The 17,951-nt window shown below is 54.7% G+C and carries 10 protein-coding genes; all 10 read right to left on the reverse strand.

Annotated elements, in window-relative coordinates; all coding sequences use genetic code 11:
- Positions 1-19: 19 nt before the first annotated feature.
- Entirely contained in the window at positions 20-1,081 is a 1,062-nt protein-coding gene (locus ACR3ZL_RS16940; RefSeq protein ID WP_473651942.1) for an amidohydrolase family protein, read from the reverse strand.
- Between the two features lie 5 nt (positions 1,082-1,086).
- Positions 1,087-2,544 carry a WD40 domain-containing protein gene (locus ACR3ZL_RS16945; protein WP_473651941.1) on the reverse strand — a complete coding sequence of 486 codons (1,458 nt, stop codon included), beginning with the start codon at positions 2,542-2,544 and terminating at the stop codon, positions 1,087-1,089.
- A 78-nt stretch (positions 2,545-2,622) separates the two neighbouring features.
- Entirely contained in the window at positions 2,623-4,908 is a 2,286-nt protein-coding gene (locus ACR3ZL_RS16950; protein WP_486172800.1) for a DUF1549 domain-containing protein, read from the reverse strand.
- A gap of 94 nt (positions 4,909-5,002) precedes the next feature.
- Positions 5,003-7,471, reverse strand: coding sequence for a serine protease (locus tag ACR3ZL_RS16955; RefSeq protein WP_473651938.1), 2,469 nt, complete (start codon positions 7,469-7,471; stop codon positions 5,003-5,005).
- A 63-nt stretch (positions 7,472-7,534) separates the two neighbouring features.
- Complete coding sequence (locus ACR3ZL_RS16960) at positions 7,535-8,878, reverse strand: DUF1501 domain-containing protein (RefSeq protein ID WP_473651937.1); 1,344 nt, start codon at positions 8,876-8,878, stop codon at positions 7,535-7,537.
- Positions 8,879-9,026: 148 nt separating this feature from the next.
- Positions 9,027-10,838, reverse strand: coding sequence for a LamG-like jellyroll fold domain-containing protein (locus ACR3ZL_RS16965; RefSeq protein WP_486172801.1), 1,812 nt, complete (start codon positions 10,836-10,838; stop codon positions 9,027-9,029).
- Positions 10,838-11,368 carry a sigma-70 family RNA polymerase sigma factor gene (locus ACR3ZL_RS16970; RefSeq protein WP_486172802.1) on the reverse strand — a complete coding sequence of 177 codons (531 nt, stop codon included), beginning with the start codon at positions 11,366-11,368 and terminating at the stop codon, positions 10,838-10,840. Before ACR3ZL_RS16970 ends, ACR3ZL_RS16965 begins: the two co-directional genes overlap by 1 nt.
- A gap of 349 nt (positions 11,369-11,717) precedes the next feature.
- A complete protein-coding gene (locus tag ACR3ZL_RS16975) occupies positions 11,718-14,786 on the reverse strand; it encodes an FG-GAP-like repeat-containing protein (RefSeq protein ID WP_486172803.1) in 3,069 nt (1,022 codons plus the stop codon).
- A gap of 65 nt (positions 14,787-14,851) precedes the next feature.
- The gene (locus ACR3ZL_RS16980; RefSeq protein WP_486172804.1) at positions 14,852-16,117 is read right to left on the reverse strand and encodes a DUF1559 family PulG-like putative transporter; all 1,266 of its coding nucleotides are present in this window, start codon (positions 16,115-16,117) and stop codon (positions 14,852-14,854) included.
- Between the two features lie 513 nt (positions 16,118-16,630).
- Positions 16,631-17,902: a DUF1559 family PulG-like putative transporter gene (locus ACR3ZL_RS16985; RefSeq protein WP_473651932.1), complete on the reverse strand. Its 1,272-nt coding sequence runs from the start codon at positions 17,900-17,902 to the stop codon at positions 16,631-16,633.
- Positions 17,903-17,951 lie beyond the last annotated feature (49 nt).

Consider the following 17,951-nt stretch of genomic DNA (forward strand, 5'->3'; position numbering starts at 1 on the left):
TAAAAAAGGAAGGCAGCGTCTATTGGCCGCTGAATTCATTGCGGCGACCGGGACGTTCGGTCCACTGATAGGCTCGCTTTGAATTTAGCGACGCAAACTTGCGAATAGCCTCGTCGCCACGTTCGGCAGCGTATTGAAACGCGAGTCGCTGCAACGTTTCATAACTGGCACCTCGCTCCGACACGGGCCAGTTGCTGGCGTAGATCACTCGGTCTTCGCCAAACGCGTCCCACACCACATCGAAATAGGGGCGATAGAAAGCCAGATCCTCCGGCGCGGCCTTGCCGCTGTGGTGAGCCGCACTTTCAACCAAGGCGGATACTTTGCAAAACACATTGGGATGACCTGCCGCCGCTCTGATTCCTGTTTGCCAAGCTTCAGGTGGAGCGGCTGATGTTACCGCAACGTTTCCGATGTGATTCAGTACAATGCGAAGGCCGGGAACCTTTTCAGCAAGCTTGGCGACTGCGGCAGGCGTATCCGGTCCGCCATTAACATCGAGTGCCAGACCATGCTTTGCCAACAACTCAAAATCGGCCAGCTCGTTCGCATCAAGTTGCCTCTTGAGCACAACAACGTTGACTCGAATCCCACGAAACAGCGGGTTGGCTGCAAAGCGTTTCACATGGTTAGCAAAGTCAGGATTCCCTGGTTCCAAGCGACCAACAATTCCGAGCACAAACGGATTCGGCTCCGATAGTTTGAGCAACCAATCATTGTCCTCCAACCGTGAACTGGCCTCGACAATGATGGTTCCAGTAACCGGGCGAAACTGGTTTAAAGCAAGGAAATGACGCGGCAATACCGTCCGATACAACGTTGAATCTTCACTCGGCCAAGGCACACCCTCCGGTCGACTTGGGTCATAGAAATGCGTGTGGCAGTCAATGATGTCCAAATCATGTGGAACATCATTTGAATGCAGCTCGCCGCCTAGGGGACTTTCGACTTGCGTCGCCAGGCCATCTGGGTTCGGCTCATCCGCAGCCGCAACCTCGTGGCCCGCCGCACCGAGACTGGCAACACATGCCACGGCAATAACGATCCAGCTCCGACGAGTTCCCAATTGGCGATTTCGCATCAGCATCACTTCTGTTTGGCGGCATGAACATGAAGGGCGCCAGCGGAATCTCCTGTAATCGCCGTGGCACCGTCAAAAGTCAGCACCGATTGTAACGGTAGAATTTCGATGTTGCTTTCACCTTCATCCAACTTGATCGCGATCGCTTTGTTTTCCTTACCAGCGGTGGACCAAACACGTACCTTCTTGTCCCGACCACAACTGACTAACTCACCAGTCGTACCAAATCGCACATCCATGACCCCGTTAGGAATGTCACCGTACACGCCAGCAGGCCGCTTCGGAGGGTGAGCCTTGGCTTGGGAATACAACGGCCATCCCTTGGCGACTTCCCACCAAACGATCAGCCCATCTTCGCCACTGGAAGCCAACACCTGCGAATCGGATCGCCACGACAACGCGGTTATGGATGCTTTGTGCTCAGCCAATGGCCGCACGACTCCTCCGCTTTCCGCATCCCAAAGATGAATGTTGCCGACTCGGTCACCCGACGCCAACAACTTCCCATCGGGACTGAATGCTATCCCTGTCACCCAATCGGTGTGTTTGACCAACGTGTTGATAACCTCACCGGTCTCGGTCGAGAAGATTTTCACCACGCGACCGGAACCACCAATTGCGATCCGCCGCTCATCAGGAGAAATATCTGCGGCGATGATGGCGTCAGTTTCATCACCGATTTCCGCCAAGCGTTGGCCGGTCTTCACATCAAATAACACTGCCACGCCATTCTGCACTGGGCGGCCACCTGCGGCCATCAACAATCGACCTGATTGACTGAATCGCAACACGTGCGGTTCGCCTTCGGGGAACGCTAGCGAGCCGATGGGTTCCTGCGTTTCGGTATGGATCAACTCGATTCGTTCATAGGAGCCAACGGCAACTAAAGGAGCCCGAGAACTACTAGCCATGGCGATTACTGGAAACGGACGAACCGTCTTGACCGGATCCAACGCGGGCAAGTTCTCCGGCAAAGGTGCCGGACCGTCATCAATGTCAGCCATCGAAGTCGGTTGGAATTCGACTTCCCGTTTCTTAGCAACTTTGCTGCCTGAATTCTCACGAAGCCCGGAGTCGATCCAAGCCTTGATCAACGCAACTTGCTCTTTCGGCAAAGGATCATTTTCCGGCGGCATCCGCTCGATTGGATCCTCAGCCACAATGATTTCCAACAAACGACTGGCACTGGATCGCCCGGCGACCACCAATTCATCGTTGCCAGCGACGCCGGCGTAGCTGGCCATATTGAATCCGGCCTCTTGTTTAGAGTCACCGTGACATTGCAAACAATGACGTTTCAAGATCGCAGCGATGTGATCGTCGTAGGTGACGGGCTTTTCACCGCTTTCAGCTTCCGTCATTTGCTCCGCGTTAACGCTCCCGGTGGTTCCTAATGCAAGAACGATCGCAAACGGCAGCGTCAACAAGAGCGAGACAAAAGGATTCAAAGGTTTAAAATTCATGGACTTAGCTAAGTAGTGGCGACTCGACGCAGCAGATGTGTAAGACGAAGGCGACCTATCGAAGGACGCCAAAACCGATCAATGGTTAAACGAGAACTCAGTCGAATTCAGCAGTCCCCAAAAGATGTCTTCGTAGGCACCAGGATCCTTCGTCGAGTCACCCACCGTCTCAACCAAGGCTAGAAGCTCGTCCTCAGACGGCTGGCGACTAAGCGCCCGCACAAAAAGCTCTTCCAGGATTTCTTCTGGAGTTTCTTTTGTGGCCACCCACTTTTTCACCTGCCCGGCGGCCCACAATCGATCCTGCACCGTCTCGCCAACTGCCAGGTGCAACGTTTGAGACAAGGTCGGCTGTTTATTCGTTTCGCACGCACATACGGTGGCGCGACTGGAACGTCCAAACGTCTTGAAGAACGGCATTCCATAGTTAGGCCCCCCGGTATCACCGCCCGAGATTGGGAAGTAGTCGATGGCTCGCGTCCCGCTAGCAAACCCCTTAAACGAAGCCTGCATTCCAGTTGCGGTTGTCACCGAATCCAGCAACACATCCGCGCGAAGGTGCCGCAAGTGAGCATGCGAAAATTGGCGGGTATCAGCGAGGTTGGATGCGGTGGGCTTCACGCTCAATTGGTAAACCCGCGAATTGCAAATATCACGCACCATCGTTCTCAAGTCGAATCCCGATTGCACCAACCGCTTTGACAAAGCGTCCAGCAAAGGTTCGTTCACCGGAGGGTTACTGACGCGAATGTCATCAACCGGTTCGACGATGCCCGTCCCCAGCAATTGTGCCCAGATACGGTTGGCAATATTCCGACTGAACATCTCGTTGTCTGGCGAGGTTAACCATTCCGCCAAGGCCTTGCGTGGATCGCCCTCGGACTCAACTGGATTGACGCCGCCTAATACTCGAGCGGGCATCGGCCGCTGATCAACCACATGCTTCACCGGTGGGGTGGAGGTATCGTAATAGATCCGTCGTTCACGAGGCTCGACACCGGGTTTTCGTTTCATCCCGGCAAAGAAGCTAACGAAACTGTAATAGTCGTCCTGGGTCCAGCGATCAAATGGATGATTGTGACATTCGGCGCACTGAATCTGCACACCAAGAAACACCTGCGAAAAGTCCGCCGCAAACGCCTTCGGTTCGAACCGAGGGCCGTGAACCATCATCGTGTAAAGGTTGGCCGGACCGTTGGTCAGGTTGCTGCCTGACGCGCCCACCATTTCTTCAACGAACTCGTTCAGCGGACGACCGGAACGCATCTGCTTGCGAATCCACTCATAGAACGACATGGCCGCCTTCACGTGAGTCGCTGCAGGAGCGTAATTGCCCCCGATGATTCGTAATTGTTCAGCCCAAAGTGCTGTCCACAAATCAGCAAACTCGTCATTGGCCAGCAGCTCGTCAATTTTAGCCGCTCGATCGCCGTCACTGTTCATGAACGCGTAATACTCCTCCGTCGTCGGAGTACGACCCGCCAAATCAAGTGTCACCCGTCGCAAGAAAGTCTCGTCATCACACACTTCCGACGGCGTAATTCGCAGTTTCTGCAACCGATCGAAGACCAATTCATCGATGTAATTCTCAGCCTTTGGATTGGGCCACTGAAAACCTTCGGCGGGCGGCAACACGATGACTTCCGCACCGATCGTGAACCGACTGTACCGAGCGAACACGTAGGTATCGCCAGGTCCTACGGCGGTCACGTGACCGTTGTCGTCGATCGTTGCCACGCTTTCATTGCTGCTGTGATAACGAGCCAGCGAGGTGACTTCTCTTTTGGATTCATCGCTGGCTATCGCTCCCACGCGCAAGATGTCCTGCTGCCCCTTCTCTTCGAACAAGAAACGCTTTTTGGAAAGAATCACTTTCACCGTTTCAGGCACCGATGCAGCATCATCCGGTGCACCGGCAGCAATCCAACGGTGCAACGTTCGATAAAGCTCGCTTTCCTTGTCAAACCGTTTGCCACCGGTATGGGCCACATCGCCAGTCGACTTAAGCAACAATAGGCTCTGTTCCGGGGCCGCGGTATTCACACGCCGTCCAACCATCTCATTGACCGTGCGGTGATAGTCCCCTTTGGGATCGTACCCGAACAACGACAACATGTAGCCGTCCTTGCCACTGGCCGCACCATGACAGGACCCTGCGTTACAACCGGCGCGAAAGAACACCGGCATGACGTCCCGCCGAAAACTCGGGGTCGCATCCGCATCTCCCGCTGAGATCGCCGTCCCGCTTGTAATCGTTAGGATCACTATTCCGATCAATAGACAGCGTGACGAATAGCTGCACCATTTCTTGGTCGAGTTTGGGATGAACGCGAGAGTGTGGAAGGCTAAAAGTAAGCGATTCATGATGGTGGGATTCCTCAATGCCTGGTCTAGGTTTGCCGGGCGATGTCGGTTTTGGTTAGGTGGGATAAACGAGGCGGGAAGGGTCGGTGATCGATCAACCTTGACCGGGATCAATTCGAAGCACTCCGTTCCCCGATCGCTGAATGATTTCTTGGCCGCCAGCTTCTAGGACAATTTCGCAAGACAAGCCAGTCGCCGAGCCAAGCAACGCCTCGTTAGTCGCTTCAATTTGAAAGCTGACCTCCTTGGATTCCTTGGTCAAAGTTGGCATCGGATCAACGACCTCAACGCCCTTGGGCAAACCAAGCAGTCGGACCTTAGCTTCACCATCGAACGTATTCTTTTGTTTCACGTTCCAAACGAACAGCTTCTTTTCACCGCGACGAACGCTCTCTGGTTTTGCGGCCAATTCCACGTAAGGATCAGCAACGGTGAGCTCAATAAATTGCGAGGAAACCCGAGTGTGCCCGGTTCCCAAGAAGGGGTCCATGTCATCACGCACCGTGCTCGCGATCCCGACCAACGGCCAAGTCGTAAGCTGAGCATTCTTGGTGGCCGAAATTCGTAGAAAGCCGTCCGACTCACCGGGTTCCATCGTTTGCGGTGGCTGAATCGCAAGCCCGGGCGGTGACCAAACGGAGCCAAACTCGATCGCGCCATCGAATCCAGGTTGCCGATGAACTCGAACCGGCACCGCTAATTCACCACCTCGCACCAACGGCACCGCGGGTGCGATCAACTCGATCGAAAATGGAGCCGGCTCAACGACGGCCGCAATGTAGCTATCAACTCGCACGGTGTTCCAAGCGTCACCCCCGGAGTGATTGATAAAAGGCACCTGTTGAACAGATCGGCTCTCGACCTTTTCGTTGGGATCGGCCGGGATCGCGTCCAGCGTGAACACCGCTCCACCTTGCTTGGCATCCGCCGCAGCAACGAACTGCATTGGCCAAATGCCAGGAATCTTACCCTTGGGCAACGGCGGCACGATCAACTCCATTCCTTCGGGCAAACCATTAGCGACAATTTCAAAGTCACCCTTGATCGTGTCGCATTGACCTTGAGGCATGCTGACGTTGATCGTCCAGCGATTGCCTTGCGGAACCGCCAGACCGCTAACACGCATGGACTCGGTCCAGTCAAAAGTAGTGCTTTTGAGTACGGTTTGAAAGAGAGTGCGCGGTGATTCAATTTCGATGCGGTAGATACCGGTTGGGCCGCCCATTCCGCTGGAATCAAGCAGCTCGATAAGATAGTCGCCATCTTGCTTAGGCTCCCAAACGACCGATGGGTCAAGCGTATCAGGCAGCCCGCTACGCGATCGATAGTTCGTCCCGTACACGTCACGCTCTTCTAACGTAACGTCATCCACGTTGACTTCCGGTTTACCAGGCTTGCCGTCAGCGTCCAGAGGCCGGATTCGCAGTGTAGGATCGATCGGCGATCCCAAGGTTGTCGAATAAACCCGGACATGCCAGCGATCGTTCTTGCTAACCCTCACGCGATAGCGATCCAACTCTTCACCCGAATCGATGATCCCGTTAATGGCGATCGGCAAGGACTCGACCACAGTCACATCTGCTTTCGAGTCTTCAAGCACGTTAGCGTAAGGACTACTGCGAAGTGGCATCGCGGTCGGCGACTGTCCGAAATAGTCAAACGTCCCTTCCTTTTCAGGAATTCGAATTACTTGATCGGTGTCTCCCAAAGCATCGCCGATCAAGCGAATACGCTCGTCGGAACCAGCCTGTCCACCGGGTGGATAAGCCGCCAACGGACGCGGAGTATCACTGATGTGAACACAATAGGGTCGGTCTGAAGGGACAAAGATGGATCGGCCCACCTCCACAAACACATACCCATCCCGCAGCACTTTGGTCGACAGGAGTGGGTCTTGGATCAACAGCGAATTATCATCGTTCGCCGCCAATTCTCGGCCACCCTCATCTAAAACTCGAACAGCCGTATCGAATTCGGAGTCACCATAGTGCGTATCCGCAATCCGAGCACACGCGACTTCGACAGCCAACCGTTGGCCCGCCTTCACGGGTACCTTGTACAAGTCAACATCGCCTCTTGCACCGTTGTTCAATCGACCGCGGACGCTCACATTCGCGTTCACCTCGATCGCGGTATCGAAATCATCGTTGGTGTTGTGACCTTTTTCGTTCTCGTCCATGACGGGAAACGGCGTCACATGAAAGGTCGCGATGTGTGTCAATTCGTCAGCCGTACGGAGCCGAAACGCGTGCTCGCCTACGGGACAATCGGCGGCAATTTCAAATTGGCAAACCACGGACTCGGCAATCAATCCACCGTGCATCGCGTGCCGTCGTTTCGGAGGTTCATCCGTCGGCCGAATATCGAGTGCGCGGATACCAGGCTGAAAGAAGATGATCTCCTTAGGCTGATCCAAAGACACACCGCTGATGATGACCTCGACAGTCGTCCCGCGTTGGGCAATCCGCGGTTGAACGGATTCGATAGCTTTGGTCATCGCCGCGGTGCATACGTTGGACACACAAAACAGCGACAACACAACAACAAGCTTGCGTAGGTGCATAATGGATCGGTAGGAAAAGGCAGGAGGGTAGGTGGGGCGTCTAAAAGGTCGAGTGTGTACCGATTAACTCAGCAAACCTTCGACCAATTTGCCATCCTTGATGATCTCAATCGGCCTCGTACCGAACGCTAGTAGTTCTTTGTTGGCATCAATGCCAAGCTGGTGGTAGATCGTGTGCATCAGGTTTTCCAATGGCACCGCGTCGCGTGCAGGTTCACCGCCAATCGAATCACTCACTCCATAGACCAAGCCGCGCGAAAAACCGCCGCCCGCAACAAGCATGGAGTAGTTTCGAGCCCAGTGGTCACGGCCGCTCGTGTTGTTGATTTTGGGAGTTCGGCCGAACTCGGATGTGACCCAAAAAATTGTGGTATCCAGTAATCCACGACGATCCAAATCAGTGATCAAACCCGCGATCGCATGGTCCAATGCTGGCATCTGATCCAAGCAATCCTTCTTAACGTCCACGTGCGAATCCCAGGCGCCGTAGGTTACCGTGACGAACCGCACGCCCGATTCCACCAAACGACGTGCCACGATCATTTTCTCAGCAAGTCCCTTAGGATGGAACTTGTTGTCGGGGCCCTTCAGCCCCACGACGTCACGTCCATAAAGCTCGAACGTTTCTTCCGTCTCGCCGTCCAGTGCGAAGGCCGCTTGCGACTCTTTCGAGGTCAACAAGGTGTAAGCCTGTTGATAAAAATCGTCCATCGTGTCGAGCGTGGTCGGATCCGCTTCCAGACTTCGAATCTTCTGTTCAATGATCTCTCGCGCTGTTTTGCGGCGACCAAAACGCTCCATTGAAACGCGTTCTGGAATCGAGAAGTCTTTGACTTTGTAGTTCCGTTCGGCCGGATCCGCATTCAATTCAAAGGGACCATGCGTACTGCTTAGGAATCCAGTACCGCCAGCAAAACTGTGGTTATTTGGGATCGCCACATAGGGCGGAAGATCGCCACGCTTGCCCAGCTCGTGTGAAACGATCGATCCCATTTGCGGGAAATCAATCACGGCCGTCGGCGTATACCCAGTGAATAGATGGTAAGTCGCGACCGCATGATCCGGGATCTTTCCCACCATGCTGCGGATGACGGTTAACTTGTCAGCCACCTTTGCGGTGTTCGGGAAATTATCGCTGAAGATCTCGCCCGTGTTGGTCTTGTTGATCCCAAACGCACCACGGTACTCGACGGGAGATTCCGGCTTCGGATCGAACGACTCGTGTTGTGGGAAGCCGCCGCCCAGGTGCAGCTGGATCACACTGAGAGCCTTCGGGTCTTTGAGCGTTTGCCCCTTCACCATGCTGAAGGCTTCACCACCGTGCGAGTGAATACGAAACATGTCCCCCAATGAAAGCCCAAGACCGCCGCAAACCCCAGCCTGAATGGCGGCGCGGCGGTTCGTCATTGAGCGAAATCCTTTGCAACCGCTGCGGTTAGGCGCATCGCTAGATCGGTATTGGTTTGACATGTTCGATTCCTAAGGCGGGAGAGGCAGGCAGGTGGCGGGGTAGGTACCGTGGCAAAAAGCCAAGTGGGGAAAGGTGGGAAGTGGATCAATAAGGTCTAGGGTTGGGCAACGGATGTTCGAGTGCCGGGTTTTCACTCGACCACACTAAGCTAGGACGGCCTTCGTCAACCAACTTTGAAATTTCATCGTCTTTCAAAGCACGATTCCAGATCGCGACTTCGTCCATCCGTCCATTCAAAATACGAGACGGGCGACCTAAGTACTGGCCATAGGGCAACCAATTTCCAAGCCGACAAACGCCGGGCTGGATTACGTAATCACCTTCGCCCAATTCGCTAGTCATTACCGGTTTTCCATTGACATAGATGTCGCTTCGACGCTGATTGATGGACGTGACCGAAACCACGTGCACCCATTTGCCGACCGGCACAGGATTGCCAACCCATTTGAAGCTTTTACGCGGTGCGGACATGATGCCGCCTCGCGGCAGCCCGTAACGGTTCATCTGGAAGTGCAAATCTCCGTCATCACCTTCGTTCGAATTGCAGATCGCAATCATCTCGCGATCCAGTCGGTCGACTTGCATCCAAACGGCAATGGTCAGTTCGTCATACCTACCCGGAATTTCGAATTCGACGAAGTCGGTGTCACGATCAAACAGCAACGCATCCTTACCATCCCAACGGCCGGATACCCAACGGGGTCCCGACACCCGGCCTGAGGTCACCGGTGAATTCATGACCGCGTTTTCAAGAGTCCGAGGATCTGCTTGCCTGGTGAACGGGAACCAGCCAATCAAACTAGGATCATTTACGTGTTGTTGACGAACGGCTTTCCAACGCAGAAATCCAATTTCACCCGGTGAAGGGAACTGGGAAGCTTGCGGTTTTTCGCCTAGCTTCGCCTTGCCGTCGGCATAGCGGACCCAACCACCTTCGTGCACGCTCTTCATCAAGTCGTTCGACTTCGATTCTCGAACGTTCACCTGACCATCGAACACTTGCATCGTGCTCTCGCCCGTTTTCTTCGAAACGCTCAATCCAAACTCGGTGCCGACGTCCTCGAAGTTCACGTCCGTGGTGGCGACAGTGAATCCATGCGCTGACGGAGGCACAATTGCGCGGACCGAACCGAATGCCAATCGAGTATGCAGCTTATCGTCGATGCGAAGCAGAGCAGGTGCTTGCAAAACCAAGTCCGCCCCACTGGCGAACCGCAAGTGAACGGTGCCTTCGAGCAACTCATATTCACCCGGATTGAAGACCACATCGTCCGTTGATCGGTCATTGGCGAACTTGGCACCCGCTTCGTCGACCAACATTGCTGTTACTTGACTTACCGCATGGTCCACACTGGCAACATCGACACGTTCGGGCAACACGACGGTGTAGTCATCAAAAGATGACCGCGCACGCAAACCAACCATCAACGCAATGCAGCCACTCGCCAACAAGATCCACGGCACGATCACAGCCGCATGCTGGGCAAGCCACATGTACCAACGATTGCCACGTGAACACTCACCGTCCGATTTCAGATTCACGGGATCACTGCCCCCCGAAGAAGAATCGTTTCGAAGATCAGCTTCTAACTTTTCAGTGGCTACCTGAATCGGGTCGGGCGGCAGCGATGACCTGGCATCGGCATCATACCCAATCTGATCCACCATTCCGCCCACGGCGTCGAAGGAGACCTCTCGTGCGATCCCAGCCTCGAGCAGCCGATGGCGAATGTAATACTTACGTGCATCCGGATCTGTTTTCAATCGATCCTGCAACTTAGCGAAACCTGCCGCATCGAGGGTGTCGTCCAAAGCGAGCGACAGCAGTTCAGCGAGTTCACGATCGTCGCCAATCGATTGCAGATTTGGCTGGGACGGTTTCGGTTGATCATCCATTACGAAGCCTTCAAGTTTTGTTGCACACATCCCAGTAAAGACTCACGGATTCGGTACAGTGCTTGTCGCACCGAACCGACCGTGCGGCCGAGCGAATCGGCAATCATCCGCAGCGACGAATCAGGTTCGTAACGCATACTTAAAAGCTGCCGTTGCGGCGTCGGTAATTTTTCCATGCAACCCTGCAATACTTCCATGCGATCGTCGATTTCAGCTTCCATGTCCTTGACATCCAAGGCGATCAATTCCAGCAACTGGTCGTCGAAAACAAGCCGGTCGCGACCGAGTCGTTTGCAATAGGTCAGCACCTGAAAACGGGCAACCGTCGACGCCCATGCCCAGAAGTTGGTTCCCATTTCGAATTCACCGGACTTTCGCAACAAAACGACGTTCACATCCTGCAGGACGTCGTCAACGTCCTTAGGATCAAACAGCAAACAGCGCACGAATCCATACAAGCGATTTTGCGATCGCGTCAGCTCGCGAACGAAGTCGTCAGGTGGTCGAATCTCGGTTTCTTGTGTTTCCATTGGTCGTCTCCAGCTCTCTCGCAACGAGGTGAATGCTGCGATTATCCTCGCCATTAGTGAATGGCGCAAAAAGGGGGATTGTCACACCTAAAACAAGGATAATGGCATGCCTTGCCTAGGGCACTGCCCGCTCGCTCGGAATCCCATTTTCTGGCTGAATGAAGCCTGTTCTCGCCCGAATAATCGGTGGTTAACCGCTCAGCTCAGTAAATACTCGATCCCGAACAACCAGTGGTTAACCCGGTACGTCAATCGCCTCGAATTCAGAGCCTGATCGTCGCGAACAGAGCAGCAAGTCCCTAGCACCGTTCACGAAAAACGGACTCGCTAGATCGCCACGCATGGCCCGCTACCTCAATTTCGCGGGCTCAGCTTGGTTTTCGACGACCAAAACACGCTGATCGACTTCGACATTCTTGAAGACCTGGCGTTTCCCACTGGGCCAGTCGACCAACAACTCCAACTGCGTCGCCTCACCACCGAGCCCAAACGAAACGACAGATTCGTTGCAACTTAGATAGCCGTCTCCTGCCGCTACCCACTCCACAGATTCACGCTCTCCCCACCGGACTCGAACCTTGGCCCCGACAGCGTCACGCTCGCTCTCCGTTCCAACCAGTTGAACCTGCAACCAGTGGTTGCTGGATTCGGTCCGGTTTATCAACAAAGCAGATGTCTGATCGATGTGAGTGACCACAATGTCGCTCTTCCCGTCCTGGTTGAAATCCAGCCGAGCCAGCCCCCGCCCGAGGTAGTTCGTCTTCCAATACCCCGCAGGATCGGTCACTTCCAAGGGCTGAAAACGACTTCCTGAGTTCCAAAACAATTGCGGCGGCTGACGAAACTCGGATCGGTTCTCAAGCGTGTCATCCAGGTGCCCATTGGTCACGACAAGATCGAGGTTTCCATTATTGCTGATATCAATAGCCTGCGAGCCGAATCCAACCATCTTACGAGTCGGCTCAGCAAGGTGGAGGTGCACGGTGCGGTCTTGATAGGCGTCCTGGTCAGCAAGGAAGAGGCTTGAATTCTGGTTTTCGTAATTGCTGATATGGATATCGACCGTTCCGCTGGCGTCAAAGTCGCCGATCGCGATCCCCATCGATCCGGTCGCGATCCCGCTGCCGTCGAACGCACATCCTTTCAGTGATGCCACGTCGTTCCACTGCCCCGGCCCATCGTTATGAACCCAAAACTGGTTCGGCTGCAGGTCATTACCCACAAAGATTTCGTTGCCGGGAAGACCGTCTAAGTCGGTCACGACGACGCCCAGTGCATAGCTGTGATCTCGATCATGCGAACTAAACGGCTTCGCCCGAAAGCCACCCGCACCGTCATTGACGAAGATTAAGTCAGCCCCCACGTTGTATTCACCAGGCGACACCGCTCGTCGGACTCGCCCCGACGCATCCAACGCGGGCTTCCGATTGATCTTGGGATCATCGACATAAACGCACTGGAAGATGTCGGGCAAATGATCTCCATCCATGTCCGCGATTGCGACGGACGAAGGAACGCGATCGAGGTCACTTGTCTTTGCAAGCGGCTGTCGTTCAAACGTGCCATCGCCGTTGTTGATCAGCAACGCACTCACACCAATATTCGACACCACCAAGTCAGGAAACCCATCTTGATTCCAGTCTCCGGATGTTAGCCCGAGGCTGTACTGAGTCTCCACGGTTCCACTGGGCTTGGTCACGTCAAAGAGCTTTGAGCCGAGGTTTCGAAAAAGCAGGTTGGAAAGCTGGCCGTTCGATCCCGGCGGATCGCTACCACCCTGAGCCATCGCCAGATCAGCTGCACCATCTAAATCAAAATCGATCACCGCGACTCCGCCGCCGAGCGTCTGATGAATCGAAAATTGCTGAGAGACAGGGGCGCTAGCAACTCGATAAGTGTGAGCCAAACCCACCTCAGCGGCAACATTGACGAAACTGGCCGAGCCCAGCTTGGTCTCCTCCCTCTGTGCCAAGCGGACCTTGAACGATTCGGCTGATGAAGAATTTAGTTCTGGCAACCGATAGCGACTGAGGTCCATTCCGCACAAACGTTCTTCTTGAGTTGGTGCTTCCTGTGCCGAACTGACCACGCGACGACGCTCGGCATCCAGCCGTTTCAGCTCAGACGCATCAGCACCTCGATAGCTAGTTTCAATCGACTTCCATAACACCGCTTCCAAACGGCGTCCCAGCTTCAACAGATTGTCAGCAAGCCCCGCAATCGCATCCAAATTGGGCTCATTGAACTCGGCGACTTGGTTGTTGAACTTGATAACCTCACGTGTCGCCGCCCAGCGGGAACTCCACCGCCGCGCCAAGTCCACCTCACCCAAAGCGATCAACGGCTGCCGAATTCGGCCCATCGAAAAGAAATCGGTTGGATCTCGTTCCAAAGCTTCCGCCAGCGCGCGAACCGCTTCCCTAAAACGCCGATGCCTTGATTCATACACGCCGATCGCGGCCCAATAGTCCGCAAACTCTTTTATCTGGGGAGTCACCTGCGTTAGCCACCACAAGAACTTCTCGTCGTCCTGAGCCTCGGCCGCAGCACGTCCGTATAATGCAACCGCCGCTGGTGTTGCGTCCCCCGATTCAACCACCGCGTGTAACTTAGCGATTACGTCTTCGTATTGCTGTAACGCAAAAAGCTGTCGAGCTTCACCGCTCTCGCCAATGGGCCAATAGGGAAGCGTCTCCGGCTTCAGCAGTTCAGGATGCGATGGATCGTCGTACATTGCATCGGTCAACGCGACCAACGCATGAAGTTCATCTTGGTGAACGTCGCCTTGCCGGCACAGTTCGAACAGCTGCTCAGCCGCCTCGTGTCGACGCCCTTGTCGATTCAACAGATAAGCCAGTTGACGACGTGGAGGAACCGCGTCAGGCACCTTCGCAATGACCTTCCGGTAGCGAAGCTCCGCTTCTTGATATCGCTGCAAACGAAAGCACCAATCCGCCGATTGCCCCAACGCTGGTAGCCCAGCTTCGGGATGCTCCTCTGGAATTTCATCGAGTAGCTCCACAGCCTGGTCCAACTGGCCGCTCGCCGCTTGGATGTTCGCCAATCGAAAAAGCACCTCGACATCCGTGGGATCGATCAGCAACCACTGCCGCAGAGACTTCGACGCTTGGCCGAATTCACCTTGTTCAGCAAACCGTCCAGCTGCCGCAATGAAATCTTCCCGCGACTTCGTTGGCGGCTGCATGGCACTGCGTGAACCGGAGTCCTCTCGCTCGGCAACCTTGGGTTCCACCACGACTGCGTTTTCCAGCATCACGGAATCCGACGCGACAGACTCCACTGAGCGATCACCTGGAACCGCATCCTCGGCCCCACGACTGCATCCCAGCAAAACAACCGCGACCAAAGAAAACCGCCAGATGCGTGTGGGCACCTGGCGGTATGTTTTCGAGTACACGATCTCAATTTCCTGAGGAAGTCATTTGCAATTGGCTTTGCTAGTCATACCAAACTCTGACTCGCTTAGAAATCGGCATCAATTACTTCGCGAGATGCACGCGTTCCCAATGCACCCCACAAACCATAGGGGCTGATGGATCCTGGAGTTTGCCCGTCGGAGCCGCCTAACCGAACCATTCCCGCAGTGGAGCTCCCCGCTTCGATCGAGTCGGTTACAAACTTAACTGCCCCATCGGCCATCAAGACGTGTGCACCACCTTGGTGCCGACTGGACATGCCGACCACGCTCGACCCGCGATAGGCTCCGTGATCGACCCAGCCACAAATCTCGCGATTGGGCGGCAAGATGGTAAGGCAGGCACCGTGCACCAACATTGCGTCGGACCAATGAAACCCCCGTCCATGAGTGGCTGAGTCGACAGTCGCGTCGGCATGCCAAAATCGAGGACGAGCGGGATCAATAAGTGGCGTCGAATCGTCTCTACAAGCTGATGGATTCTGCCGGATAGTAGCTTCGGAGGTCACTCCGCCGTATCCCTTTGTCAGGATGGTTCGTACGTCCTTGTCTCCCAAGTCGGTTGCGATCTCTCCGCACGCGATCGTATTCGAAAGTCCGTCCAACACATCACGGAATTTGGTGGGCTTCATTGTAACGAAGACACCTCGCAACGATGCTCGCGTCTGCTTGCTGTTGTTCTCGGTGTTCTCGTACATATTCACGTTAACGCCACCCACATTCACACCTTGCACATTCAGGAATCCGAAGTCGGCCCAAATCATGGAATCACCCAAGCAAGCCACGTAGTTAGTACGTCCTAGTGCGGGCAAACCTGAACCTGGATCGCTCGGACACCGATAGCCTGGAAGCTCAGTCGACCATGGAACGTATTTGCGTTGGTAAGGCGTGGGGCCAAACTCATTCCAAGGCTGCGCGGGAGTTCCCCAACCGGAGGTGCTGTTATCGGCATTCGTAGAATCCTTGTTGCTCATTTGCTCCCACAGCCCCTGCTGTTCCACAAAGGGAGTGATCCCGACGAGGATGCTTAGACGATGCTGGTTTCCATCGTCTTGATCACCCCACCAATAATGCCGGTTTGCCGATCGTGTACCCGCACCATGCGTCGGCATTTGCTTATAGGCGCTGTGGTAATTGTGGATACCCAGCCCTATCTGCTTGAAGTTATTACTGCAACTCATCCGGCGTGCGGCTTCGCGAGCAGCCTGAACCGCTGGCAGCAAGAGACCCACCAGAACGCCGATGATGGCGATCACGACCAAGAGCTCCACTAGTGTGAAGCCGATGGGCTTAGCAAATTTCTTTTTCGTCATAGCAGCTCGCAGTGATCCAGTGGGGCGGAAAGGAGATCCGGTGCAGACCAGACCACGCGACGCCCCTGTCAATAAAGGGAGCCACGTCAGGAAACCTCGGCAACGCTAAAGGGCCCGTAGGAGCACTAGCCTGCCGTTAGAAATGGCGCGGCGGTCCTCCTATGTCACGCTAAACGCTCAAAAATCAGCAAAGACCGCCAGCCACTGCACAAATACCCACCGACCAACCTGATGGCGATGGTCTTTCCCTAATTACGAGGCAACACCCATACCGGGTAGCTTCACCGAATTCGGCACTACGGCAAAACAGCCCTAACTGTCGCGATAGCTCACTCATGCGACTTCATCGATGCCCCACTATCGACGCGTCGGTTGCGTCTCAGCAAACAACTGCCCCAAAAAAACCGCCAGATGCCTGGGGCACCTGACGGTATGTTTTCGAGGAGACGCTTTCAAGTTTTCGAGCGTGCTATCTGCGTTAAGTTCTGTCGGCTAAACAAAACCTTTCGCAGCCTAGAGCTCGCTATCGATTACTTCGTTGGAAGCACGCGTGCCAAGTGAACCCCACAAGCCATAAGGGCTTTTCGATCCAGGCGACTGAGTTCCCGAGCCTTCATTGTAAACCATTCCTGCACGCGAATCCCCGGCCTCGACAGAGTCGGTAATGAACTTCACCGCACCATCACCCATCAACACGTGAGCACCGCCTTGGTGGCGACTGGACATTCCAAGCACTCCACTACCCCAAAAGGGTTGATTATCGTCGTACATGCAGCTCTCACTGTTAGGCGGCAAAATGGTGAAGCATCCCGAGAAGGTCGCCATCGCATCATGCCATCGATACCCTCGCCCGTAAGCTTGATTACCAAGCGGAGTGTCAGCGTGCCAGAACTGAGGACGAGCTGGATCGATCAACGGAGCAGGGTCATCCTGACAGGCTGACGGATTCTCACGAATCACTGATTCGGAGAGGACAGCACCAGCCTTGTGGGTCAAAGAGGTCCGTACATCTCGGTCACCTAAGTCGGTCGCAATTTCACCACAAGCAATCGTGTTAGAAAGTCCATCGAGCATGTCACGAAAACTAGTTGGCTTCATCGTGACAAACATGCCTCGCAACGCACCTCGCGTCCGCTTGCTGTAGGTCTCGTTGGTTTTGAAATTGTTTACTGCCGGACTGCCTGACCCCCGGATATCGAGATAACCTTTGTTGGACCAGACGATGGAATCGCCCATGCAAGCCGCATAGTTAGTTCGCCCTAGGGCGGGCAAGCCAGTACCAGGATCGCTAGGGCAGCGGAAACCGGGAATCTCACTCGACCAAGGAACATACATGCGGCGATCCGGCGTCGGTCCAAACTCGTTCCAAGGCAACGCTGGAGTCCCCCAACCACCGGAGTAACCAGCTGGGTCATTGTCCGTATTGATCGAACTCTTGTTGCTCATCTGCTCCCAAATCGCCTGTTGCTCGATGAATGGAGTCACGCCAACTAGGAAACTTAGGCGGTGCAAATTGCCGTCATTTTTATCACCCCACCAGTGGTGGTCAGTGGCAGAGCGGGTGCCCGCTCCCTGCGTCGGCAATTGGTCGTACGCGCTATGGTAATTGTGCAAGCCGAGCCCAATCTGCTTGAAATTGTTACTACAACTCATTCGACGAGCGGCTTCGCGAGCGGCCTGAACGGCCGGTAACAAGAGGCCCACAAGAACCCCGATAATGGCGATCACCACCAAAAGCTCTACTAGCGTGAAGCCGTTTGGCCTCGAAACATTCTTCTTCAACATGTCATCTCACATTTATCAATTGGTAGGAAAAAGAGATTCGATGCAGCCT

The sequence above is a fragment of the Rhodopirellula sp. J20-39 genome, from assembly GCF_057365095.1.